Source organism: Paraburkholderia sp. FT54 (genome assembly GCF_031585635.1).
Taxonomy (GTDB): domain Bacteria; phylum Pseudomonadota; class Gammaproteobacteria; order Burkholderiales; family Burkholderiaceae; genus Paraburkholderia.
The window spans coordinates 1,765,410-1,789,043 of the sequence record NZ_CP134195.1 but is presented as its reverse complement, the minus strand read 5'-3'; the positions used below and the strand labels follow the sequence as shown (position 1 = coordinate 1,789,043).

24 protein-coding genes and 1 pseudogene are annotated in these 23,634 nt (G+C 63.2%); 8 read left to right on the top strand and 17 right to left on the bottom strand.

From position 1 onward, the window contains the following. Nucleotides 1-44: 44 nt before the first annotated feature. Nucleotides 45-1,637 carry an ABC-F family ATPase gene (locus RI103_RS08450; RefSeq protein ID WP_310814886.1) on the bottom strand — a complete coding sequence of 531 codons (1,593 nt, stop codon included), beginning with the start codon at nt 1,635-1,637 and terminating at the stop codon, nt 45-47. 92 nt (nt 1,638-1,729) lie between these two features. Then, on the bottom strand, nt 1,730-2,776 hold the full coding sequence (locus RI103_RS08445; protein ID WP_310815195.1) for an NAD(P)-dependent oxidoreductase: 1,047 nt from the start codon (nt 2,774-2,776) through the stop codon (nt 1,730-1,732). Between the two features lie 202 nt (nt 2,777-2,978). Between RI103_RS08445 and RI103_RS08440 the strand changes: the two genes are divergently transcribed. Beyond that, complete coding sequence (locus RI103_RS08440) at nt 2,979-3,185, top strand: dodecin (protein ID WP_091793652.1); 207 nt, start codon at nt 2,979-2,981, stop codon at nt 3,183-3,185. 126 nt (nt 3,186-3,311) lie between these two features. On the opposite strand, the gene RI103_RS08435 is transcribed toward RI103_RS08440, so the two are convergent. From RI103_RS08435 to RI103_RS08420, 4 genes are all read right to left on the bottom strand, one after another. Next, nucleotides 3,312-4,406, bottom strand: coding sequence for a BMP family ABC transporter substrate-binding protein (locus tag RI103_RS08435; protein WP_310814885.1), 1,095 nt, complete (start codon nt 4,404-4,406; stop codon nt 3,312-3,314). Between the two features lie 69 nt (nt 4,407-4,475). Continuing rightward, on the bottom strand, nt 4,476-5,405 hold the full coding sequence (locus RI103_RS08430) for an ABC transporter permease (protein ID WP_012433315.1): 930 nt from the start codon (nt 5,403-5,405) through the stop codon (nt 4,476-4,478). A 44-nt stretch (nt 5,406-5,449) separates the two neighbouring features. Further along, complete coding sequence (locus tag RI103_RS08425) at nt 5,450-6,556, bottom strand: ABC transporter permease (RefSeq protein WP_310814884.1); 1,107 nt, start codon at nt 6,554-6,556, stop codon at nt 5,450-5,452. A gap of 86 nt (nt 6,557-6,642) precedes the next feature. Then, on the bottom strand, nt 6,643-8,244 hold the full coding sequence (locus RI103_RS08420; RefSeq protein WP_310814883.1) for an ABC transporter ATP-binding protein: 1,602 nt from the start codon (nt 8,242-8,244) through the stop codon (nt 6,643-6,645). Nucleotides 8,245-8,494: 250 nt separating this feature from the next. Between RI103_RS08420 and RI103_RS08415 the strand changes: the two genes are divergently transcribed. Further along, entirely contained in the window at nt 8,495-9,427 is a 933-nt protein-coding gene (locus RI103_RS08415) for a LysR substrate-binding domain-containing protein (protein WP_074764203.1), read from the top strand. A 75-nt stretch (nt 9,428-9,502) separates the two neighbouring features. Here RI103_RS08415 and RI103_RS08410 read toward each other — a convergent pair whose 3' ends face one another. Next, nucleotides 9,503-10,900 (bottom strand): 8-oxoguanine deaminase, encoded by a 1,398-nt coding sequence (locus RI103_RS08410; protein ID WP_310814882.1) that lies wholly within the window; start codon nt 10,898-10,900, stop codon nt 9,503-9,505. A gap of 535 nt (nt 10,901-11,435) precedes the next feature. Here RI103_RS08410 and uraH point away from each other — a divergent pair. From uraH to RI103_RS08380, 6 genes and pseudogenes are all read left to right on the top strand, one after another. Continuing rightward, nucleotides 11,436-11,789: a hydroxyisourate hydrolase gene (gene uraH, locus RI103_RS08405; protein ID WP_310814881.1), complete on the top strand. Its 354-nt coding sequence runs from the start codon at nt 11,436-11,438 to the stop codon at nt 11,787-11,789. Between the two features lie 326 nt (nt 11,790-12,115). Beyond that, complete coding sequence (locus tag RI103_RS08400; protein ID WP_310814880.1) at nt 12,116-13,309, top strand: urate hydroxylase PuuD; 1,194 nt, start codon at nt 12,116-12,118, stop codon at nt 13,307-13,309. 19 nt (nt 13,310-13,328) lie between these two features. After that, nucleotides 13,329-13,562 (top strand): hypothetical protein, encoded by a 234-nt coding sequence (locus RI103_RS08395; RefSeq protein ID WP_310814879.1) that lies wholly within the window; start codon nt 13,329-13,331, stop codon nt 13,560-13,562. A gap of 23 nt (nt 13,563-13,585) precedes the next feature. Continuing rightward, entirely contained in the window at nt 13,586-13,852 is a 267-nt protein-coding gene (locus RI103_RS08390; protein ID WP_310814878.1) for a helix-turn-helix transcriptional regulator, read from the top strand. After that, nucleotides 13,849-13,989: pseudogene (locus tag RI103_RS08385) on the top strand (type II toxin-antitoxin system HipA family toxin); the annotation flags it as partial. The gene RI103_RS08390 and the pseudogene RI103_RS08385, both read left to right, overlap by 4 nt. Then, complete coding sequence (locus RI103_RS08380) at nt 13,986-14,207, top strand: hypothetical protein (protein ID WP_310815292.1); 222 nt, start codon at nt 13,986-13,988, stop codon at nt 14,205-14,207. The pseudogene RI103_RS08385 and the gene RI103_RS08380, both read left to right, overlap by 4 nt. 3 nt (nt 14,208-14,210) lie before the next feature. Here RI103_RS08380 and RI103_RS08375 read toward each other — a convergent pair whose 3' ends face one another. The 10 genes from RI103_RS08375 to RI103_RS08330 all read right to left on the bottom strand — a co-directional run bounded on the left by RI103_RS08375 (nt 14,211) and on the right by RI103_RS08330 (nt 23,386). Further along, nucleotides 14,211-14,723, bottom strand: a complete 513-nt coding sequence (locus RI103_RS08375; protein WP_310814877.1) for an ureidoglycolate lyase — start codon at nt 14,721-14,723, stop codon at nt 14,211-14,213. Further along, nucleotides 14,720-15,733, bottom strand: coding sequence for an allantoicase (alc, locus tag RI103_RS08370; RefSeq protein ID WP_310814876.1), 1,014 nt, complete (start codon nt 15,731-15,733; stop codon nt 14,720-14,722). The genes RI103_RS08375 and alc overlap by 4 nt, the downstream gene beginning before the upstream one ends. Before the next feature lie 72 nt (nt 15,734-15,805). Further along, nucleotides 15,806-16,327, bottom strand: coding sequence for a 2-oxo-4-hydroxy-4-carboxy-5-ureidoimidazoline decarboxylase (gene uraD / locus RI103_RS08365; RefSeq protein ID WP_310814875.1), 522 nt, complete (start codon nt 16,325-16,327; stop codon nt 15,806-15,808). Beyond that, nucleotides 16,324-17,298, bottom strand: coding sequence for an allantoinase PuuE (gene puuE / locus RI103_RS08360; RefSeq protein WP_310814874.1), 975 nt, complete (start codon nt 17,296-17,298; stop codon nt 16,324-16,326). Before puuE ends, uraD begins: the two co-directional genes overlap by 4 nt. Before the next feature lie 237 nt (nt 17,299-17,535). Then, nucleotides 17,536-18,402: an aspartate/glutamate racemase family protein gene (locus RI103_RS08355; RefSeq protein ID WP_310814873.1), complete on the bottom strand. Its 867-nt coding sequence runs from the start codon at nt 18,400-18,402 to the stop codon at nt 17,536-17,538. Nucleotides 18,403-18,428: 26 nt separating this feature from the next. Further along, nucleotides 18,429-19,910 carry an NCS1 family nucleobase:cation symporter-1 gene (locus tag RI103_RS08350; protein ID WP_310814872.1) on the bottom strand — a complete coding sequence of 494 codons (1,482 nt, stop codon included), beginning with the start codon at nt 19,908-19,910 and terminating at the stop codon, nt 18,429-18,431. Nucleotides 19,911-20,245: 335 nt separating this feature from the next. Beyond that, complete coding sequence (locus RI103_RS08345) at nt 20,246-20,986, bottom strand: GntR family transcriptional regulator (protein WP_310814871.1); 741 nt, start codon at nt 20,984-20,986, stop codon at nt 20,246-20,248. A gap of 312 nt (nt 20,987-21,298) precedes the next feature. Then, the gene (gene ldcA, locus RI103_RS08340; protein WP_310814870.1) at nt 21,299-22,225 is read right to left on the bottom strand and encodes a muramoyltetrapeptide carboxypeptidase; all 927 of its coding nucleotides are present in this window, start codon (nt 22,223-22,225) and stop codon (nt 21,299-21,301) included. Between the two features lie 28 nt (nt 22,226-22,253). Further along, nucleotides 22,254-22,988, bottom strand: coding sequence for a tRNA adenosine(34) deaminase TadA (gene tadA, locus RI103_RS08335; protein ID WP_310814869.1), 735 nt, complete (start codon nt 22,986-22,988; stop codon nt 22,254-22,256). Further along, nucleotides 22,985-23,386 (bottom strand): DnaJ family domain-containing protein, encoded by a 402-nt coding sequence (locus RI103_RS08330; protein WP_310814868.1) that lies wholly within the window; start codon nt 23,384-23,386, stop codon nt 22,985-22,987. Before RI103_RS08330 ends, tadA begins: the two co-directional genes overlap by 4 nt. Nucleotides 23,387-23,634: the final 248 nt, after the last annotated feature.

Genomic DNA, 23,634 nt, shown 5'->3' with positions numbered 1-23,634 from the left:
GGGCTTTGCGATGCGACGTGATGCGGCGAGCGGTTCAGCCGTGCTTACTGCACGCCCTGGCTCAGCAGGAAGTCTTCGTAGTTGCCGCCGAAGTCATTCAACGTGCCATTCGTCTTCACTTCGATGACCCGGTTCGCGAGGCCGCTCACGAACTCACGGTCGTGCGACACGAAAATCAACGTGCCTTCGAACTTGTCGAGCGCGATCTGCAGCGACTCGATCGATTCCATGTCCATGTGGTTGGTCGGCTCGTCCATCAGCAGCACGTTGTGGCGGCCCAGCATCAGCTTGCCCCAGATCATGCGGCCCTTCTCGCCGCCGGAGAGCACCTTCACCGACTTGCGGATGTCGTCGGCATTGAACAGCAGCCGGCCGAGCGTGCCGCGCACCATCTGCTCGTCGTCGCCCTCCTTGCGATAGCCGTCGATCCAGTCCATCAGCGTGACGTCGTCCGGAAACTCTTCGTACGTATCCTGCGGCATGTAACCGACGTTCGCGTTCTCGGCCCACTTCACCGTGCCGTGATCGAGTTCCAGTCTGCCCAGCAGCGAGCGCAGCAGCGTGGTCTTGCCCGCGCCGTTCTCGCCGATGATCGCGATACGCTCGCCCGGCTGCACGCTGATGCTGAAGTTGTTGAAGATGCTGCGGTCGTACTTCTTCGAGATCTTGTCCGCCACCACTGCGATGTTGTGCAGCTTCTTCTCGTACTCGAAGCGGATGAACGGGTTCTGCCGCGACGACGGCTTGAATTCCTCGATCTTGATCTTGTCGATCATCTTCAGACGGCTGGTGGCCTGACGCGCCTTCGACTTGTTCGCCGAGAAGCGGCGCACGAAGTCCTGCAGGTCGGCGACACGTTCCTTCGCCTTCGCGTTGGCATTCTGCTGACGCTCGCGCGCCTGCGTGCTCGCCAGCATGTAGTCGTCGTAATTGCCTGGATAGACCTTCAGCGTGCCGTAGTCCATGTCGGCCATGTGCGTGCAGACCTGGTTCAGGAAGTGTCGATCGTGCGAGATGATGATCATCGTCGAGTTGTACTGGTTGAGCACGTCTTCCAGCCAACGGATCGAGTTGATGTCCAGGTTGTTGGTCGGCTCGTCCAGCAGCAGCACGTCCGGCTTCGAGAACAGCGCCTGCGCGAGCAGCACGCGCAGCTTCCAGCCCGGCGCCACGTTGCTCATCGGGCCGTTGTGGTCTTCGATCGCGATGCCGATGCCGAGCAGCAGTTCGCCCGCGCGCGCTTCGGCGGTGTAGCCGTCGTACTCGGCGAACTTCGCTTCGAGTTCGGCGGCGTGCATGTAGTCGTCGTCGGTCGCGTCGGGGTTCGCGTAGATCGCGTCGCGCTCGGTCATGGCGGCCCACATTTCCGTGTGGCCCATCATCACGACGTCGAGCACGCGCACGTCTTCGTACGCGAACTGATCCTGGCGCAGTTTGCCGAGGCGGATGTTCGGTTCGAGCATGACATTGCCCGAGCTCGGCTCCAGATCGCTGCCCAGAATCTTCATGAAGGTGGACTTGCCGCAGCCATTCGCACCGATCAGGCCATAGCGGTTCCCTTCCCCGAATTTGACCGAGATGTTTTCGAAGAGGGGCTTCGGCCCGAATTGCATGGTGATATTGGCGGTAGACAGCACGGCGCGTCCCTTTGAATGTGATATCGGCGAAAAACCCAATATTTTAGCAGGTTATCGCGAATTCAACCCGCACGCGCGCCGCGCTGCCGGCTTTAGCTGCCGCGCGGCGTCTGCAAAACGTCGATGAAGGCCGACAAATCGGCCTCGCCGAGCCCCATCGCCGCGCCGAGCCGCAGCAATTGCTGGACCGTCGTCGATACCGGCATCGGCGTGCCGGTCTCATACGCGGCCGCCGCCACCGTGTCGATGTCCTTCTGAAAGGTTCGGAACGCGCCAATCGGCGCGAGGCCGGTTTGGGTCATGCGCGGCACGAACGTCTGCAGCAGCACTGAATCGGCCCAGCCGCCGGCCAGACCTTCGGTCAGCCGGGAAGCGTCGAGGCCGCTGCGCTGCGCGAGGCTGACCGCCTCGGCGATCGCCGCCAGCGTCGCGGTGACGATGGTCTGGTTGCACAGCTTGGCGGTTTGACCCGCGCCGACCTCGCCCATGTGCGTGATACGCGCGGCGTAGGCGCCGAGCAGCGGTTTGACGGCCTCGACGTCCGCTGCGGCGCCGCCCGCCATGACCGCCAGCGTGCCGGCCCTCGCGCCGGCCACGCCGCCTGAAACCGGCGCGTCGATCCAGCCGACGCTAGCGGCGACCGCACTTTCGTCTGCGTTCGGGTTCACGCCGGCGCCTTTGTTCTCGCGAGCGCTTGCGTGTGGGTCTGCACCTGCACGTGGGGCTGTACCTACGTCCCTAACCGCGCCTGCGCCCACGCCCGCACCTGCGTCCGTGCCCATACCTGCGCCCCTGCCCACACTTTCGTCCGCGCGAACCGCCGTCAGCGCCGCCGCGCGCCGCGCGAACGCGCGCGTCGCGGCCGGCGGGATGCTGGAGTGATCGACGATCCAGCGCAACCGGCCCGACACGGGCGCAGCGGCGCTCAGGAGGCCCGCTGCGCCGAATACGGTCTCTTCCACCGCCGCCGCGTCCGCGACGCACAGCAGCACCGCCTCACATCGCGCGGCGAGTTCGCGCGGCGTGTCGACCACCTGGGCGCCGTCCGCCAGCAGCGCTTCCGCCTTGGCCCGCGTGCGATTCCAGACATGCACGGTATGCCCCGCGCGCAGCAGATGCCGGATCATCGGCGCGCCCATCAAACCGGGACCGCAAAAACCAATTTCCACTTTTGAACCTCGTCGGATGTCAGATTGAGTTGCGCGGACATGATAACGGCGGCATCCCGCGACCGCATGCCGGGCATGGCATGTGCGACATGACTCGGTCACGCGAGGCCGTCCGCGGCGCTTACGTTACCTATACTTTTTGAACACCAACGAAGATCAAAGGAGGAAGTCCATGTCCGAACACGTCTACAAACAGATCGAACTGACCGGCTCGTCGACCAAATCGATCGACGACGCCATCAGCACGGCAATCGCGAAAGCGTCGAAGACGCTGCGCAATCTGCACTGGTTCGAAGTGACGGAAACGCGGGGCCAGATCGAAAACGACAAGGTGGCTTACTGGCAGGTGACCATCAAGGTCGGCTTGCGCATCGACTGACGCGCCAGCAGCCTGGCCGTCGGCGCGCTAAAACCCACAAGGCAAAAAAAAGCTGCGTCCGTACGGGACGCAGCTCCTTAAAGCAGCGGTTGCTGAAACCGCCGCCTGGTCGACCATTTGACGGCGTTACTTCGGCAGCGAGCCGTCCACGCCTTCGACATACCAGTTCAGGCGTTGCAATTCCGGATCGGTCAGCGTCTTGCCGGCCGGCACCTTCACCGCGCCGGACTGGTCCTTGATCGGCCCCGTGAACACATCCCACTTGCCGCCCGCCAGTTCGTCGCGCCTGGCCGCGACCTGCTTCTGCGCGTCAGCCGAAATCGCGGACGTGTTCAGATCCTCGAGATTGACGGCCTTCTGCGGAATGCCCCACCACACCGGATCGTTCTTCCACTTGCCGTCCAGCACCTGCTGGATCGCCGCGTTGTAATAAACGCCCCAGTGCGCGACCACCGAGCCGAGATGCGCGTCAGGACCGAACTTCTTCATGTCCGAGTCCCAGCCGAACGCGTGCACGTGCTTGGCCGACGCCGTGGCCAGCGTGGCGCTCGAATCGGTGTTTTGCAGCAGCACGTCGGCGCCCTGGCCGATCAGCGTTTCAGCCGCCTGCTTTTCCTTGCCCGGATCGAACCAGCTGTTGATCCAGATCACCTTGGTGTGCACCTTCGGATTCACCGAGCGCGCGCCGAGCGTGTACGCGTTGATGTTGCGGATCACTTCGGGAATCGGCACCGACGCCACGAAGCCGAGCGTGTTGGTCTTCGTCACGTAGCCCGCGGCGACGCCGGCCAGGTACGCGCCCTGGTACATGCGCACGTCATAGGTGCCGAAGTTCGGCGCTTTCTTGTAGCCGGTGGCGTGCAGGAACACGGTGTCCGGGAAATCCTTCGCGACCTTCAGTTCGAAATCCTGATAGCCGAAGCTCGAACCGATGATGATCTTGTTGCCCTTGTTCGCCAGATCGCGGAACACGCGCTCGGAGTCGGCCGATTCCGGCACGTTTTCGATGCGGGTGATCTTGATCTTGCTGCCGAACTTCGCTTCCGCTTCCTTCGAGCCCTGATCGTGCGCGAAGGTCCAGCCGGCGTCGCCCGGATTGCCGAGGTAGACGAACGCGACGCCCGGCGCATCGGCGGCCTGCGCGCTTTGCGCGAGCGGCGCGGCGAGCGCCAGCGAGGCCGCGCCCCAGGCGAACGCGGTCAGCAGATTTCTTCTCTTCATGTTTTCTCCTGTCGTGTTTATCGAATGATGTGAAACGTATGGTCGATGGTCGGTCAACGGGTTGGCCAATCAGCCCGCCGAGAAAAACGGCTTGCCCAGCGAGGCCGGCGCATTCAGACGGATCGTGTTCGGATTGCGCGAGATCAGCACCAGCACGACGACTGTCGCAACGTACGGCAGCATCGCGAGGAATTGCGTCGGCACCGGCACGCCGATCGCCTGCGCGTAAAACTGCAAGCCCGTCACGGCGCCGAACAGCAGCGCGCCGATCAGCAGGCGCCCCGGGCGCCACGTCGCGAACACGACCAGCGCGAGCGCGATCCAGCCGCGGCCCGAGGTGAGCTGTTCCTGCCATAGGTGCAGATTCACGATCGAGTAATAGCCGCCCGCGAGCCCGGCCATGCCGCCGCCGAACGCCACCGCGCCGTAGCGCACACCGATCACCGGAAAGCCGACCGAGTGCGCCACCTGCGGCGATTCGCCGACCGAGCGCAGCACGAGTCCCGCGCGCGTGCGGTACAGGAACCAGCCGATCACCGCGAACATCAGGAACGCAAGGTAATCGAGCGGCGTGAGGCTGAAGAACGCGGGACCCAACACCGGAATCTTCGAGAGGCCGGGAATCGTCCACGTGTCGATGGTCGCGCGCACCGCCGCCGACGTGTACGGCTTGCCGACATACGCCGAGAGGCCGATGCCGAAGATCGTCAGCGAGAGACCGGTGGCGACCTGGTTGGCGAGCATGGTGAGCGTGAGAAACGCGAACAGCAGCGACATGGCAAGACCGGCGCCGATCGCGGCGAGCACGCCGAGCCACGGACTGCCGGTGATCGCGGTGACCGCGTAGCCGGTCACCGCGCCCATCAGCATCATGCCTTCGACGCCGAGGTTGAGGACGCCCGATTTTTCGGTGACGAGTTCGCCCGCGCCCGCGAACATCAGCGGAATCGCGGCGGTGACGGCGCTCGACGTGAGCGAGCTGGCTTGTTGAATGTCCATGTGGATCCGGCGCAAAAATCAGTGAACGATAAGCAGTGGGCGAGTCAGTGAGCCTGGGCGGCCAGCGTTCGGCGGCGCACACGGTAGTTCACGAACAGGTCGGCGCCCAGCAGGCAGAACAGCAACAGCCCCTGGAACACGCCGGAAAGCGCCTGCGGCAATTGCATCGAGGTCTGCACGGCTTCGCCGCCGAGATAGAGCAGCGCCATCAGCAGGCTCGCAAGCACGATGCCGAGCGGATGCAGCCGCCCCACGAACACGACGATGATCGCTGTAAAGCCGTAACCCGGCGACCACGTAGCCTGCAACTGGCCGATCGGACCGGCGATCTCGCCCATGCCGGCAAGGCCCGCGAGTCCGCCGCTGATGAGCAGCGAAGTCCAGATGGTTTTCTTGTCGGAGAAGCCGGCGTAACGCGCGGCGAGCGGCGCGAGTCCGCCCACGTTCATGCGGTAGCCCGCGAAGCTCTTGCGCATGAAGACCCACACGAGCGGAATCGCGATCAGCGTGACGAACACCGATGCATTCAGACGCGTGCCGCGCAGCCATTTCCAGTGCCAGTCGCCGGAAAAGGTCGGATAGAGCGCGTCGCCGCTGAACATCTCCGAGAGCGGGAAGTTCATGCCCTGCGGATCGCGCCACGGGCCGCTCACCAGGTAGATCAGCAGTTGCGTCGCCACATACGTGAGCATGAGGCTGACGAGAATCTCGTTGGTGTTGAAGCGGCTCTTGAGCAGCGCCGGAATCGCCGCCCACGCCATGCCGCCGAGTACACCGGCGATCATCATGGTCGGCAGAATCCACCAGCCGGTGGCCTGATCGAAATAGATCGCGACGCCGCTCGCGGCGATGCCGCCGAGCAGCATTTGCCCTTCGGCGCCGATGTTCCAGACATTGGCGCGATAGCCGATGGCGAGGCCGAGGCCGATCAGGCACAACGGCGACGCCTTCAGCAGCAGTTCGGACCAGCCGTTCACGCTGGACAGCGGCTCGATGAAAAACGCGTGCATCGCCTGCAGCGGATCGCGGCCGACGAGGCTGAAGATCAGAAAGCCGATCGCGAGCGTGAGCAACGCGGCGATCAGCGGCACGGCGAGCTGCATGGTGCGCGAGGGCGTCGTGCGTGCTTCGAGTCGATACGGAAGAATCATGGGTAGCGTGGGATTTATGTGGTTCTGGTTCTGGTTCTGGTTCTGATGCCGGGCGATGTCACGCGTATTGGCGCGCGGACTTCCGTTCAGGCATGCGCCGGCTGTTCCGCCGATGGCGCCGCGCCCTCGCGATCGCCAAACAGGCCCGCCATCCAGCGGCCAATTTCCTCGGCATTCGTCGCCCCCGTGGCGCGCACCGGCGAGAGTCTGCCGCCCGCGAGCACCGCGATGCGATCGCAGATGTCGAACAACTCTTCCAACTCCTCCGAGATCACCAGAATCGCCACGCCGCGCGCGGACAGATCGAGCAACTGCTGGCGAATGAACGCCGCCGCGCCGACGTCGACGCCCCACGTGGGCTGCGCGACCACCAGCACCTTGGGCGCCTGGAGAATCTCGCGTCCCATGATGTATTTCTGCAGATTGCCGCCCGACAGACTTTGCGCGAGCGCTTCGGGACCGCCGCAGCGCACGTCGAAAGCCTCGATGCAGCGCTTCGCGAACGCGCGCATCACGCCGGCCTTGATCCAGCCCGAGTTCACCATCTGCTGACGATGCGCGGTGAGCAGCGCGTTTTCCGACAGCGTCATGGCCGGCACCGCGCCGCGGCCGAGGCGCTCTTCCGGCACGAAGCCAAAGCCGAGCGCACGCCGCCCGCCCGCGCCGAGGCGTCCGGCCGCCTTGCCGCAAATCGTGACCGCGTCGGCACGCACGCCGCGCTTTTCGCCCGACAGCGCCGACAGCAGTTCCGCCTGTCCGTTACCCGAGACGCCCGCGATGCCGAAAATCTCGCCCGCATGCACGCCGAATGACACGTCACGCAGCGACGTGCCGAACGGGTCGTCGCTTTGCACCGAGAGTTGCTTCACGTCGAGCAGTACCGCGCCCGGGTTGTGTTCGCGCCGCGTGTAATCCGGCAGCGAATGGCCGACCATCAATTGCGCGAGCGATGCGTGGGTTTCGCCCTTCGGCTTCACATGACCGGTCACGCGGCCGCCGCGCATCACCGTCGCGGTGTCGCACAGTTCCTGAATCTCATCGAGCTTGTGGCTGATGTAGAGAATGCTGCAGCCTTCGGCGGCCAGCCGCCGCAGCGTCTCGAACAGCTTGCGGACCGCTTGCGGTGTCAGCACCGAGGTCGGCTCGTCCATGATCAGCAGACGCGGGTTCTGCAGCAGGCAACGCACGATCTCGACGCGTTGCCGCTCGCCCACCGTCAGGCTGTGCACGTGGCGCTGCGGATCGATGTCGAGGCCGTAGTCGGCCGAGACTTCGCGGATGCGCTTCGACAGCGTTTTCAGATCGAAGGGTTCGTCGAGCGCGAGCGCGATGTTTTCGCCGACCGTGAGCGTCTCGAACAGCGAAAAGTGCTGGAACACCATACCGATGCCCAGCTTGCGCGCCGCCGCCGGGCTGGCGATCTCGACCGTCTGGCCTTCCCAGCGGATCTCGCCGGCGTCGGGCCGCACCGCGCCGTAGATGATTTTCATCAGCGTGCTTTTGCCGGCGCCATTCTCGCCGAGCACGGCATGGATTTCGCCCGGCGCGACGATCAATGTGACGTCGTCGTTCGCCCGCACGGCCGGATACTGTTTGGTGATGCCCTGAAGCATCAACCGGGGCGCCGCCTGTTCCGGCCTGTTTGCCGGCTGCGCGGCGGCGCCGTCGCTATAAGAAGAGTCGCTCATGTGATTCCGTAGTACGTCGTGACTGCCGGTTACAGCGCGTTCGTCCACCTTGCCGGCAGGCGATCCGTCACCACAATCGGATGACAATACCTAATTCGACCCGGTCAGTCGAGCCGCCAAAATTCCCCGCAAACCCGCGTCGCAGCGCGCTCTGCGGGTATCCCACTCTTGACGCGGCTTTTCGTTCATATTAAAAGTCATATACCCCCATGCCCGTTCGATCAGCCAGAACATATATTTCGGAGAAGTCATGAGTCAGCAACGCGAGGCGATCGATACGTATCTATTACGCGTCTTGCACACCCTGTTGATGGAACGCAGCGTCACCCGCGCGGCCGTCAAACTGAATCAATCGCAACCCGCTATCAGCGCGGCGCTGCGCCGTTTGCGCGACATCACCGGCGACCCGCTGCTGGTGCGCGGCAAATCCGGCATGGTGCCGACGGAATACGGCCTGCGCCTGCTCGAACCGGTGCAGAACGCGCTGCGCGAGATCGAACGCATCAAGTTCCAGCAGCACAACTTCGATCCGGCCACGTCGATCCGTTGCTACCGGATCGGCTGCCCGGACTACCTGAACGTGCTGTTCGTGCCGACGGTGGTCGAACGCTTTCGCCAGGCCGCGCCGAACGCGACGCTCGAGTTTCACTCGCTGGGACCGGCCTTCGACTACGAACTCGCGCTCGAGGACGGCAAGCTCGACATCGTGGTCGGCAACTGGCCGGAGCCGCCGGAGCAGTTGCACCTGTCGAACCTGTTCGTCGATCAGATCGTTTGCCTGATGAGCAACACGCATCCGTTCGCCAAACGCGGCGGGCTCACGCTCGACCAGTACCTGAATGCGCCGCATCTCGCGCCTACTCCTTATTCGGTGGGCCAGCGCGGCGCGATCGACGTGCATCTCGCGCGCGAGCGGTTAAAGCGTCACGTGGTCGTGACATTGCCGTACTTCAATCTGGCGCCGTACGTGCTCATCAAGTCCGATCTGATCTTCACGACGACGCGCCTTTTTGCCGATTACTACGCCAAGTTCCTACCGCTCACCGTCGTGCCGGCGCCGCTCGATTTCCCGCCGATGCAGTACTACCAGCTGTGGCACGAGCGAGTGCATTACTCCGATGAAGTGCGCTGGTTGCGCAGCCTGGTCGCCGAAGCGACCAAGACGTTGATCGACAAGCCTTGAGTTTTTGCGTTGACGGCTTATCGGCGGCCGCTGCTTGGCTGCGTGCATGGCCACCGATAGCCCCGGTCTTTTCCGCTACGCCGCTGCTTCGTAAAGCGTCTTCGCCAACCGGTTGTGCTGCTCGATGACCGGTCCGAGTTCCAGCGTGGTCAACTGCCCTTCCTTCACGATCACCTTGCCGCCGATCACGCTATAACTCACTTGCGACGGCGCGCAGAACACGAGCGCCGCGACCGGGTCATGCAAAGCGCCCGCGAAGAGCGGCTGACGCAAATCGAACGACACGAAATCCGCCGCCTTGCCGGGCGCCAGCGCGCCGATGTCGTCGCGATTGAGCACCTTCGCGCCGCCGAGCGTCGCGATTTCCAATGCTTCACGCGCGGTCATCGCATCGGGTCCGAAGCCGACTCGCTGCAACAGCAACGCCTGACGCACCTCGGCGACCATTTGCGCGCCGTCGTTCGACGCCGATCCGTCGACGCCCAGCCCCACCGGCACGCCCGCCAGACGCATGCGCCTGACCGGCGCAATACCCGAGGCGAGCCGCATGTTCGAACACGGACAATGCGCGACGCCCGTGCCGGTGCGCGCGAACAGGTCGATGCCCGCGTCGTCGAGTTGCACGCAGTGCGCATGCCACACGTCGTGACCGACCCAGCCGAGGTCTTCCGCGTACTCCGCCGGCGTCATGCCGAACTTCTCGCGGCTATACGCGATGTCGTTGACGTTCTCCGCCAGGTGCGTATGCATCGACACGCCATACTGCCGCGCCATGACCGCCGATTCACGCATCAGATCGCGGCTCACCGAGAACGGCGAGCACGGCGCGACCACCACGCGCAGCAGCGCGTAACGCCCTTCGTCGTGGTACGTCTCGATCAGGCGCTGCGTGTCCTGCAGAATGTCCGCTTCACGTTCGACCACCGAATCCGGCGGCAAGCCACCGTCTTTCTGCCCCACGCTCATGCTGCCGCGCGCCGCATGAAAACGCATGCCGATGCGGCGCGCCGCGGCGATGCTGTCATCGAGCCGGCTGCCGTTCGGATAGATATACAAATGGTCGCTCGACGTCGTGCAGCCGGACAGCAACAGCTCGGCCATTGCCGTCAGCGTCGAGACCTCGATCATCTCCGGCGTGAGGTTCGCCCACACCTTGTAGAGGCTGGTCAGCCAGCCGAACAATTCGGCGTTCTGCGCGGCGGGAATCGCGCGCGTCAGGCTCTGATACATGTGGTGGTGCGTGTTCACGAGACCCGGAATCACCAGATGTCCACGCATGTCCAGCACTTCGTCGGCGGTTTGCGGCAATTCCGCCGTCGGGCCGACCGCGACGATGCGGTTGTCCTCGATATACAGGCCACCGTCGCGCAGTTCGCGCCGGGCGCCGTCCATCGTGACCAGCACGTCCGCGTGCTTGACCAGCATCGTTTTCTTGGGCTTATTCGTTTGATTGGCCGCTTGTTCCATCGTCATTCGTTTCTCCGCTTCATTGCTTCCGTGCAAAGCCGTTCGAACGCGATGTGACGGCGCTGCCGCGCCGCCGCGTCCCGTCGAACGCCGTTGGCCCGGTTACCCAGCGTGTATCCGCCGTCTTCGGGTGTGCGCCGCGGCTGAATCGTCGTCGATTCGCGTTTGCTGCAACGCACGGACGTAACCTTCGACGGCCAAAATAATGCTGGCAACTCACGCCAATGCGATACCCAACTTCACGCCGTCGATATAGTGGGTCTTTTTTGGCCCGATACGATCCGCCGGTGAGGCAAATGCGCTGTAATAGTCGAAGGAATCGAGTCGTTGCGGCTTTCAGCAGGCTGTCCGTCATGCGCCAGCTATTATCTTTCCTATCTCGCGCGCGCTGAGCGGAACAACCTTTTTACAATGGCTGCCACGGCGCTCGCTTCAATTCGCCGACGGGTATGTAGCCACTGACGTGGAGCCTCGATCCGCCGCAAACGTATCTGGATCGGGCTGCCGCCGAAACCTCGCATTCACATAAGGAAAATTGCGAATGGGAAAGCTCACTACCCATGTGCTCGACACCGCGAACGGCCGTCCCGGCGCGGGCATCAAGGTCGAACTCTTCGCGCTCTCAGGCGATACGCGCCGCGCGCTCAAAACAACCCTCACGAATGACGACGGCCGTTGCGACCAGCCGCTGCTCGAAGGCGAAGCGCTGGTCGCGGGCGAATACGAACTCGTGTTCGGCGCCGGCGACTACTTCGCGTCGATCGGCACGAAGGTGCCGGAGCCGCGCTTCGTCGATCGCGTCGTGTTGCGCTTCGGCGTGGCCGATGCCGGCGCGCACTATCACGTGCCGCTGCTGGTGTCGCCGTGGTCGTACAGCACGTATCGCGGCAGCTAAGGAGACATCTGCCGCGAGGTGCTGGGAAATCGAGGCCGGTTCGCGCCGCACACGACCGCGCTCGATTGCATTGCGCAGATGCTCACGGAGACACGAGCGAGCACCCGCGAAACGCAATCGGACGCACGCGGCTCGATCCCGGTTGATCCAAACGCGACCCAAGCCGACGAGCCAAATAAAGAACGGCGCCGTGCGAACTGAGCGCATCGCGTCTTCACCCCGCAGTCTGCGCAGTGACGTGCTGCCCTGCCAACGACCCGTCAGCCGGGCTCCAGAAGGCACATAACGTCACTGCGTGTACAACGAATCAGAAGTGGAGGAGTTTCATGGAAGGCTTTATTACAGACTGGTTGAATCTGGCGATTCGCTGGTTCCACGTCATCGCCGCGATTGCATGGATCGGCGAATCGTTCTATTTCGTCGCGCTCGACAACAGCCTCAAACCGCCGACAGACCCCAACCAGCGCAAGCGCGGCGTGTTCGGCGAACTGTGGCACGTGCACGGCGGCGGCTTCTACAACATGCAGAAGTACACTGTCGCGCCGCCGGAAATGCCGGACGATCTGCACTGGTCGAAGTGGCCGTCGTACACGACGTGGCTGTCGGGCTTCGGTCTCTTCACCGTCCTGTATCTGTTCTCGCCGAGCACTTACCTGATCGACAAGAACGTGCTGGATATGGGCCCGGTGGTCGCTGTCGCGTCGGCGCTCGGTTTCCTCGCCGCCGGCTGGATCGTGTACGACTCGCTGTGCCGCATTCTCGGCAACAAGGACAAGGTGCTCGGCATCTGCGTCGGCGTGTACGTGCTGATCGCGGCGTGGCTCGCGTGCCATATCTTCGCGGGCCGCGCGGCTTACCTGATCATGGGCGCGATGCTGGCGACCATCATGTCGGCCAACGTGTTCTTCGTGATCATTCCGGGCCAGCGCAAGATGGTCGACGCAATGCTCAAGGGCGACACGCCGAACCCGATCTACGGCAAGCGCGGCAAGCAACGCTCGGTGCACAACACGTATTTCACGTTGCCGGTGGTGTTCGCGATGCTGTCGAACCACTACGCGATGACCTACACGCATCCGTACAACTGGGCCGTGCTGGTAGTCATCATGCTGGCCGGCGCGCTGATCCGTCAGTTTTTCGTGATGCGTCACCGTGGCCAGGTGCTGTGGTATCTGCCCCTCGCTGGCATTGCGCTGATGTTCGGCGCCCTCTTCTGGACCATGCCGAAGCCGATCGTGCCGCAAGCGCAAGCGGCGAACGCGCCGACGGTCAAAGTGGCCGATATCGCACCGGTGCTGCAACAGCGCTGCGTGGCTTGCCATTCCGCGCATCCAACGATGATGGGCAGCGCGCCGGCCGGCGTGCTGCTGGATACGCCGGATGAAATCTCGCAGAATGCGCAGCGGATCTACCAGCAAGCCGTGACGCTGAAGGCGATGCCGCTCGGCAACGTGACGCACATGACCGACGACGAACGCATGAAGATTGCCGCATGGTTCGAAGGTGGCGCAGTGAAGTAACTGACGGACCGGGCCGGGCATGCCGCCCGGCGTGGCGTGGATGAAGCAATGTAAAGCGGGCTTTTCGCGCGAGCGGGAAGCCCGCTTTTTCTTTGGCGGCGCGGCCGCTGTCGGCTTCTCTAGGCGGGATACGGCTATTTTGTATCTCTTGGGCTACAAACAGCCGTATTCTGTTCATCATGTAGCCCATGAGCCACAAATTTTCATCGTCAATTTTGTGTCTCATGGGCTACAACAATGCGTAAATTCGTGAAAATTGACGCCTTGGGGCTACAAATGACTAATCTCGCCGACGTATCGGACATGCTGAAGGCCGTGCGGCGCGAAAGCAATCTGTCGCAGCAAGAGTTGGCGCACCGGGCTGGCGTCGCCCGCACCATCGTCGCGCGTATGGAAACGCTCGCCAAAAATGACATGAGCGTGTCCGTGCTCGTGCGCCTGCTCGAAGCGGCAGGCTACGACCTCAAGTTCGTCGCGCATGGGCACGGCCGCACGCTCGAAGACATCCTCGCTGGACAACGCAGTCCGGACGCGAACTCATGAGGCTCGACGTTCAGGTACTGGGCAAGAACGTCGCCACGCTATTTCGCGAGCGCGACGACTACGTCCTCAAATACAACCGCGACGCGAACGCGGCGGACTTCGTCAGTCTGACCATGCCGGTTCGCGAAGAGGCATGGCATCCTTGCGCTCCCCCAAGAAGAGCCTGCAATTCAAGAGACTCAAACCGGCGATCGAGCCCGCGGGGTTTTCCGCGCCGGAACCGGCGGAACGCGCGCGCGAGGTGATCGGGCATTCGCCGCTTCTTGCCATTGTGATTCGTCGCCAAAACAAAAAACCCACAGCACTGCTGCTGCGGGTTTTCCAAGTCAACCTGCTCACTACGTCAAGGCGATAAAACTCAAACCGCCACCGCGCTCAACGCATCTTCCGTGAGCCACAACGACTCCAGAAGATCCTGCTCATTGAGATTGAGCCCATCCCCGCCACGGTCGACGACGATAAAGTCGCTCACGTCGCCTAAAGCGATCAGCGGATGGTGCCACACGCCCTTCGCATAGTTCACGCCCTGCCAGCCGCTCGTCACGAACGCGCGAATCTTCGACGCGTCCAGTTCGCCCGCCGGCGCCACGACCACCAGATACGGCTTGTCGTTCAGCGGCACGAACGCCTGACTGCCGAGCGGATGTCGCTCGAGCATCTTCACTTCGAACGGCAGCGTGCGCGGCTGCCCGCGAAACAGGTTCACGAGCGTGCGGCCGTTCTCGTCGGTAACGTCCACTTTCGCGAGATCGTGAAAGCGGATCGTCGTGCCGAGGTTGATCGGAATCTGCTTCGCGCCTTCGAGTTCGATCACGTCGCCGAATGCGGCGAACGCTTCCTTCGTCAACGGTTCGATCGCGAGCGTTTTCATGATGCGAGCGTGCCCCACAGATGCAGACGCGACACGCCACCGTCCGGAATGATGTTAAAGCGCACGTGCGTCACCGGACCCAGCGCCGCAATTTCGCTTTCGAAATAGTGCTGGTTGTCCATCTTCAGCTTCTGTTCGCCGAGCAGCACCGGCCAGAACATGGCTTGCGTGACCAGCGAGCTGTCCGTGCCGCCCGTCACGTACGCCGCCTGAATCGAGCAGCGGTCCGGAAAGTTGCCCTTGAAGTGCGCCGTATCGACTTCGATCTTCTTGATCACACCCGGCTGCGCCAGTGCGACGATTGCCCAGTCGTTGCCCGGCTCGCGACGGCGGCGCGTTTCCCAGCCGTCGCCCATGTTCACGCCACGGCCTGGCATCAGGATCGTCGACGCAGCGCCGAAGTGCTGATTGTTCGCCGCGACCAGATACGCGCCGTTTTCCATCGCCGCCAGATCGAACTGCTCGGTGCGGCTCGCGCCGGCCCAGTCGACTTGCGGTTGACCATACACGCGCAGACGCGCGATGCCGCCGTCCGGATAGATGTTCACGCGCAGATGCGTGTACGCGTTCGCGTCGCTGACTTCGTGATAGTGATGGCTATTGCCTTGCAACGTGGTCGACGGCACGATTTCGGTCCATTGCGTCGACTGGTTCGGTGCGCCGTCCACTACGCGTGCGGCTTCCACCGAAGCCGCCGGCGGGAAGTTGCCCGTGAAGTGGCTGGTGTCGAGATCGAGACCCTTGATCACGCCCGGACGCGCCAGTTTCACGATGCACCAGTCATAGCCGCTGACGCGCTTGCGGCGCGTTTCCCAGCCGTCCATCCACTTGCCGTTGTCGTCGTATTTGCCCGGAATGAAGACGGCGGGCTCCGGGTTCAGCATGCGTTCCTTCGGTGCGAAGAAATCGTCGCTGGCCTCGAGCGCCTGCGCGCCCAGGCGCGGGTCCGCCAGATTCACATAGCGGCGCGTGAATTCCGGTGCGTTGGGGTCGAGAGTCGGGAGTGCCATCTTTGTCTTCCTTAGTGTTGGTCAGTGCTGAAAAAACGCTTCGGTTCGAGGTCCGCGACGCGCGGTAAAACCTTACGCGTCGATCAGGTCGTCGAGCCGGAAACGTGCGATGCGGTAGATCTGATCGAGGCTCGCGCGCAGTTCGTCGGTGCGGCTGTTGTTCACACGCGCCTCGAAGTTCGCGATGATGCCGTGACGGTCATACCCGCGCACGGCGAGGATGAACGGAAAGCCGAACTTCTCGCGATACGCGGCGTTCAGCGCGAGCAATTTGTCGAATTCTTCCTGCGTGCACTGCGCGAGGCCGGCGCCGCTCTGCTCACGCGTGGATTCGGCGGTCAGTTCGCCGCGTACGGCGGCCTTGCCGGCGAGTTCCGGGTGGGCGTTGATCAATGCCAGTTGTTTCTCTTCGCCGGCGGTCTCGACGATGTTCGACATCTTGCGATGCAACTCGTCGATGCTGCCGAAAGGCCGTTGCAGCGCGGCGATTTCCGCGACCCACGGCGAGTGCTCGAAAATGCCCGACAGCGCTGCCACGAACGCGTCGGTCGAGGTGCTGTTGAGTTGGTCCAGAGTGTATTGCATCGCCTTCATGCCGCAGCCCCGCGGTTGTCTTGTTGGTAAGGATGATGTTCGCGCCAGTGGCGCGCAATATCGACGCGCCGCGTGACCCACACGCGATCGTGCTGTTCGATATGGTCGAGAAAACGTTGCAGCGCGCGGAAGCGCCCAGGGCGTCCGAGCAGACGGCAGTGCATGCCGATGGAGAGCATCTTCGGCGCTTCGTCGCCTTCTTCGTAGAGCACGTCGAACGCGTCGCGCAGATAGGTGAAGAAGTGATCCGCCGTGTTGAAGCCTTGCGGGCTCGCAAAGCGCATGTCGTTGGTGTCGAGCGTGTACGGCACGATCAGTTGCGGCACTGTCGCGCCGCCAGTCACGTCCACGTCCACGTCCACGTCCACGTCCACGTCCATCCAGAATGGCAGATCGTCGCCGTAGTAATCCGAGTCGTACAGGAAACCGCCATATTCGGCGACGAGACGCCGCGTGTTGGGACTATCGCGGCCGGTGTACCAGCCGAGCGGACGCTCGCCCGTCACGCGTTCAATCGCTTCCATGCCGAGGCGCATGTGTTCCGCTTCTTTCTCCGGCGCCATGTCCTGATAGTGAATCCAGCGATACCCGTGGCAAGCAATCTCATGCCCGAGTTCGACGAACGCGCGCGCCAGTTCCGGATGCCGTTCGACCGCCATGCCGACACCGAACACGGTAAGCGGCAGGCCGCGTTTTTCGAATTCACGCAGGATGCGCCAGACGCCCGCGCGCGAGCCGTATTCGTAGATCGACTCCATGCTCATGTGACGAGCCGGAAAAGCCGCGGCGCCGACGATCTCCGACAGAAACTGCTCCGAGCCAGGATCGCCGTGCAGCACGCAATTTTCACCGCCCTCTTCGTAGTTCAGGACGAATTGCACCGCGACACGCGCTCGACCCGGCCAGTTTGCCTGCACCGGGTGGCGGCCGTAGCCGATCAGATCGCGTGGGTAGTTCGGGTCGAGTGGCATGGTTTGACGAATGCGTGGTGACGGTACGTAAAATTCGCTTGGAATTCACGTGGCATGCACGTGAGGTTGGCATGAGCTTGCGTGACGGGTGCAAACAACTCACACAGGCGCGGATGGAAAAAACCGGAAGCAGTACCGAAAGCCGCAGAATAAAACCTTTCAGACAGCCCGCGCCGAGTTGGACCAGTGTAGCGAAAACGCCCGGGTGCGCCCATACACCCGGGCAGATAGTGCGTGTCAGACTGAATGTATGTGCGGCCCCGGCTCTGTAGTGTTTACCCGCAGCAAATCGGCCGTTCCCGGGTTCTCCGGCGTATTGGCGGCGCAGATGACGGCAGAACCGCGCGGCGTAGGCGGATTCGGATCGGCGTTGGTCGGGCTGAAGGACTCCAATGCACCGTCGTAGCGCTTGGCCAGCGGCCGCGCGTAGTCGCCGCGTTTGGCCGTCGAAAGACGTAGCGCGACCAGCGCCTCGGTCCATTTCACGGCCGCTGTCACGCCTTCGATCACCGGCGCGCCGAGCGCGTCTTCGATCTCCGCGCACAACTCGGCCATGCCCGCGCAGCCGAGCACGATCGCGTCCGAACCGTCTTCCGCGAGCGCACGCCGGCATTCGTCGAGGATGATGCGACGCGCCGCCGAGCCTGGCTTGTCGAGGTCGAGCACGGCGACGTCGGTGGCGCGAACGTTGCGGCAAAACCGCTTCATGCCGTAACGCTCGGCGAGATGCCACGCCATGCCGCACGTGCGCGCCAGCGTGGTCACCACCGAGAAGCCCGGCGCCAGCACGCTGGCCGCGTGCATCGCCGCCTCGGCAATGCCGATCACTGGACCGCGCGCCAGCTCACGCGCGGCGTACAGACCCGGATCGCCAAAGCAGGCGATCACGTAACCGTCGCAGCCCTCGCGCTCGCCGGCCGCGACTTCAGCCAGCAAACCCGGTGTCGCGAGCGCTTCGTCGTAATAGCCTTCGATCGACGGCGGCCCCATGGTCGGATTCACCGCGATGACTTCCGTGCCCGGCGCGGCGACTTCGCGCGCGCAGCGGCCCATTGCTTGCGTCATGCGTTGGGTCGTATTCGGGTTGATCAGTTTGATGCGCATATCGACTCCTGTTGCGTCCGCGAAATTCAGCGTGCGAGAACGCGATAGAACAGCGCAGCAAGGCCTGCGCCGATGAACCACGAGAAATTCGCCAGGCTGTCGAGCGCCGGCACCATCACGCAGATCACTGCGATCACCGCCGCCGGCAACAACGCGGCGACAGCACGATAGTTGACGCCGTTGCGATACCAGTACGAGCCAGTGGGCGCGACCGTGTACAGATCGTCGAGCACAATTTTCTGACGCTTGACCAAATAGTAGTCAATGATCAGTACGCCGTACAAAGGTCCAATGAAGCTGCCGAGGACGTCGAGCGTGTAGTGGATCACGGCCGGGTTGTTGAACAGATTCCACGGCGTGATGAAGATCGACGCGACCGCTGCGAGCATACCGCCCATGCGCCAGCTAATGAGGCGCGGCGCGACGTTGGAAAAGTCGAAAGCCGGCGAGACGAAATTGGCGACGATGTTGATGCCGATGGTCGCTATCGTAAAGGTCAGCGCGCCGAGAATCACCGCGGTCGGATAATCGATACGGCCCACGGTCTCGACCGGATCCGTGATCAGCTCACCGAACACCGGCAGTGTGGCCGCGGTCGTGATCACCGTCACCAGCGAGAAGGCCAGGAAGTTGACCGGCAGTCCCCAGAAGTTGCCGCGCTGCACGCTGCGAAAGCTCTTGCCGTAGCGCGAGAAGTCGCCGAAATTCAGCATCGGTCCGGAGAAGTACGACACCACCAGCGAGATCGCCGTGATCATCACCGGCACGACTTGCATACCGTGATATTTGACGCCGCCCAGGTTGATGCCGATGTTGCGCCATCCCGCGCGATACACCATGTAGCCCGCGAGGATGAACATCACCACGTAGACCGCGGGACCGGCGAAGTCGATAAACTTCTTGATGGTCTCCATGCCATGCCAGAACACCAGGGCCTGCAACACCCACAGCAGCATGAAACCGGTCCAGCCGAGCGTCGAGAGTCCCATGAAGCCATGATGATGAACGTCGGCGTAAGGCAGCAATTGCGGAACGAACTTCAACACCACGATCACCAGCGCGCTCGACGCCAGATAGGTCTGAATCCCGTACCACGCGACCGCGATCAGGCCGCGAATCACCGCGGGAATATTTGCGCCGAGCACGCCGAAAGTCGCGCGGCACGCCACCGGATACGGCACGCCGTTCGCCTGGCTCGGCTTGGCGATCAGGTTGCACAACAGGTTGACGATAGTGATGCCGACCAGCAGCGCGATCAGCACCTGCCAGCTAGTCAGGCCGAGCGCGAACAGACTGCCCGCGAACACATAGCCGCCGACGCTGTGCACGTCCGACATCCAGAACGCAAAGATGTTGTAAGCGCCCCAGGTTTGATGCCGCAACGGCGCGAGATCCGCGTTGTAGAGCCGGTCGCTGTAGCCTGCGGGCATCGACGGTTCGCTGGGCGCGCCGTCGTCTGCGTAAGTGGGAATGGCGGGATTGCCGGGCGCTGCACTGAACTGAGCCATGATTCCTCCTTGGAATAGGGACCGTCGATAGCGAATCGAAGGACGTTGCATCGGCCATGCCAGTCGCGCCCGCCTCGTCCGTGTGGGACGAAGGGTCTTGACGCGCCTGTTCGGCCGTGCCGCGGATGTCTCCGTACTTGAAGTACTTGTGGTTATCGCATCGCCAGCCGCCGCGAATTCCCGGCGATGCGTTACTGCTCAAAGCCCGTCGCCCGGCGGCGGACACGCGTGCACAAGCCGGCAGCGCTCACGCCGAGCCGCCTTGCAACGCTTGATTCGTTCAGTTCAATTCAGTGCGGCGCGCACCGGTAAAGGGCGCACGCCGGCCGCCTGCCTCAGCCCGGCGCGGACTTTGTTCTTGATGAATCTCCAGGCGCACCGTTGAGTGCGCCGAACACTTCGTGCAGATCGGCCGCGCCACGTGCGGGGCGATCCAGCATCTTCAACTCGACACTTTGCAGATGGCGCGACATTAATGCCGCCGCCTCTTTTGCATCGCCGGCGTCGAGTGCGGCGAGAATGGCTTCGTGGTCCTCGAACGAGCATGGGCTGCGTCCAAGCGACTCGTACAGCGCGGAAATCAGTGTGGAGCGCGCCACCAGGCCGTTCAGGCAGTCGCACAGCACGGCGTTGCCGGTGAGTCCCGCCAACTCGGTGTGAAACTCGCCCGACAGACGAATCCACGCCGGAAAATCACGTGTTTCGAACGCTTTGCGTTCCCTGCCGATCATGCTGGCAATGCTCTTCAAACGCCGCATGCCGTGACCACCGCAAATCTTCTCCACCACCGCCAGCTCGATGATGCGACGCATCTCGAACACTTCGTGCACTTCCTGCAGCGACGGGCTTGCCACGAATGCCCCGCGATTCGGTTCGAGATCGACCAGGTGGTCAGTGGCCAACTGCGCCAGCGCTTGCCGGATCGGGCCGCGCTTGACACCGAATACTTCGCATAACTGCGCTTCTGTCAGCTTGGCGCCCGGCGCGAGCCGATGCTCGAGGATCGCCGCGCGGATGCGCTCGGCGATCGCTTCGGGCTTCGAACTATTCGCGGCGGCGGACTCTGTGTCGGACATGATGTTCGTCTCGGTATGTTGGTCATCATAGGATGGACATAAAAATTGTCAACAATTTTTGCTTCGAATTTCGACAATCTTCACGCTAAGCCTGAGCTGGCGGGCAGCTGGGCGGCTTGAGTGCCCAGCGCAGTCTCAGTACGAGTTTAATTAGGTAGGGCGGGTGCCGTCTATTGATGGCGGGTTTTGTCAACAAAATCAGAAGGCCTTCACGGGCCGCTCTGTCGGCGGTGGGTTGGTGAAACTGACCGTTAGTTGCATTGATAGACTAAAAAGAAAGCGGGCAACTACCCGCTTTCCTCCCCCGCTGCTTCAGACGAGGTACGGATAGCCGGACAAACTCAGTTTGAACCCGCGTGCGTCGGCGACGAGATGCGCGTCCGCGCCCACCGGCAGCGTCAGCATGTTGCGGACATGCCCGAATTGCAGGCCGGTGACGACCGGAATGCCGATCACCGACCTCACCTGCTCGATCATGGCGTGCAGGTCGTAGCCGTTGTCGTAGTCGTAGGATTTGGCGCCGGAGAAATCGCCCAGCACGAGCGCCTGTTGCTGCGCGAGAATGCCGGACAAGTGCAGTTGGTAGATCATCCGCTCGACCCGGAACGGTTGCTCGTTGACGTCCTCGAGAAACAGAATGCCGCCCTGCACCGGCGGCATGTACGGCGTGCCGATCAGCGATGCCACCACTGCCAGATTGCCGCCCCACAACATGCCCGAGACATCGACCGGTTGCGCTTGCGGCGTGTTGCTCGAGACCGTCATGGTTGGCTTTGTCAACGCCGACCAGAAGTGCTGCATGGTGAATTCGCTCAGTTCTTCCGCGCCGAAGTCGCTCATCACCATCGGCCCACCGAAGGTTTTCACGCCGGCGCGCGCCAGCAGCGCAAGCTGGATCGCGGTGAAATCGCTGTGTCCCACCAGCGCGATCGGCTGATCGGTCAGCCGCCGTTGCAACCCTTCGTAGTCGAGCCCATGCAGGATACGCACCGCGCCATAGCCGCCGCGCACGGCCAGCACGATGTCCGGCAACTCACGCGACGGGTCGGCGAGCCGGTTCAGTTCGGCTGCGCGTTCGCCGTCGGTGCCGGCGAAGCGCTGATAGCGGCGCCTCGCCGCCTCCACGCCCTCAACGTGATGCCCCTGCGCATGCAAGCGCTGCAACGCGCGACGCAGCACCTCGGGGTCATGCGGATACCCGGACGGCGCGATCAGTTCGATGGTGCGATGGACGGTCATTGGCAGGACCTTGTTGGACGTTGTTGTTTTAGAGCGCCTCAGCCGGGCCCGGTTTGGTGCCGGGCTCGCTAACCGCGTCGGCGCGAGCCACCGCACGGGCTGCTCGGCTCGCGCGCCGCCGTTCGGCAAAGAACGATTTGAGCGCGGCACCGCATTCGCTTTCGAGCACGCCGCCGATCACCGTGGTGTGATGATTCAACTGCGGGTTCGCGAAGGCGTCGACGACACTGCCGCACGCGCCGGTTTTCGGATCGCGCGCCCCGAACACGACACGGGCGATACGCGCGTGCATGATGGCCCCCGCGCACATCAGGCACGGCTCGAGGGTCACGTAGAGTTCGCAGCCCGGCAGACGGTAATTTTCCATGGCTTGCGCCGCGGCGCGCAACGCGGCCATTTCCGCATGCGCCGACGGGTCGTGCCCGCCGATCGGATGATTGAAACCTTTGGCGATGACTTCGTCGCCGCGCACGAGGACCGCGCCGACGGGCACTTCGCCGGCTGCGCGCGCCTCTTCGGCGGCGGCTTGCGCCAGCGCCATGAAGCGGCGATCGCGCGCGGAAACCTCGGGGACAGCGGAAAATGGGGGCGGCCCGCCAGGCGTGGGATCTGTATTCGCCGAAGCGGCGGCGGCACCCGAATCGGTCGTAGCCGATTCGGCGACACCGCTGGCCGAGGCTTGAGAACCCAGCATATGCTGCGCTTCGTGAGATTCGACAGAATCCGAATCCGGCACGGCGGCGTGGACAAGCGGCTCGCTCACTGCGAACCCGCGTCTGCCATATTGAGGTTGCCGGCGCGCTCGCTCAGCCGCTCGGCAATGCGCCGGCAGTATTCGCGCGGCAGAACCAGCGGGCCGCCACGCAACGATTCAAGTGCCATATCGAGCGCCAGCATGCGCGCCTGGAGACGGCAACGGGTAGCCCGGTCGCTCACGGCATTCAACTCCGCTTGCAGGTCGCGCAACGCGCGCAACTGCTCGACAGCGGGCGGCACGAAGCCCGCATTCTTCAAAATCCGGTTGGCGACGCGCACTTCTTCCGGGACCAGAGCATCGTCGTCCAGAGACAGCGGCGCGCCCGCGCCCGGTAACTCGTCGAACTCACCTCGCGCGGCGGCGGCGGCAATACGCTGTTCGACTAACGCATCAAGCAATTTCATCTGCAATCCACTACGTTGCGGCCCAAGCATTCTATCAGGGAGCGCACGATCGTTCCGCTTCTCCAACCGACGAAATCCCCTACGTTTTCAGATTCTGCGTATTTGAGGGGCATAGGGTCGTGCGCTACGCTGGGGGATTCGCGGCCGCGCCGCGTGTGCCGCCCTTCTCCGCCGAAAAACCGACAACATACTTTCAGCGAACGATGCCGTACGCGCCATTGCTCGCCGCCCCTCAAAGCCACCGACAT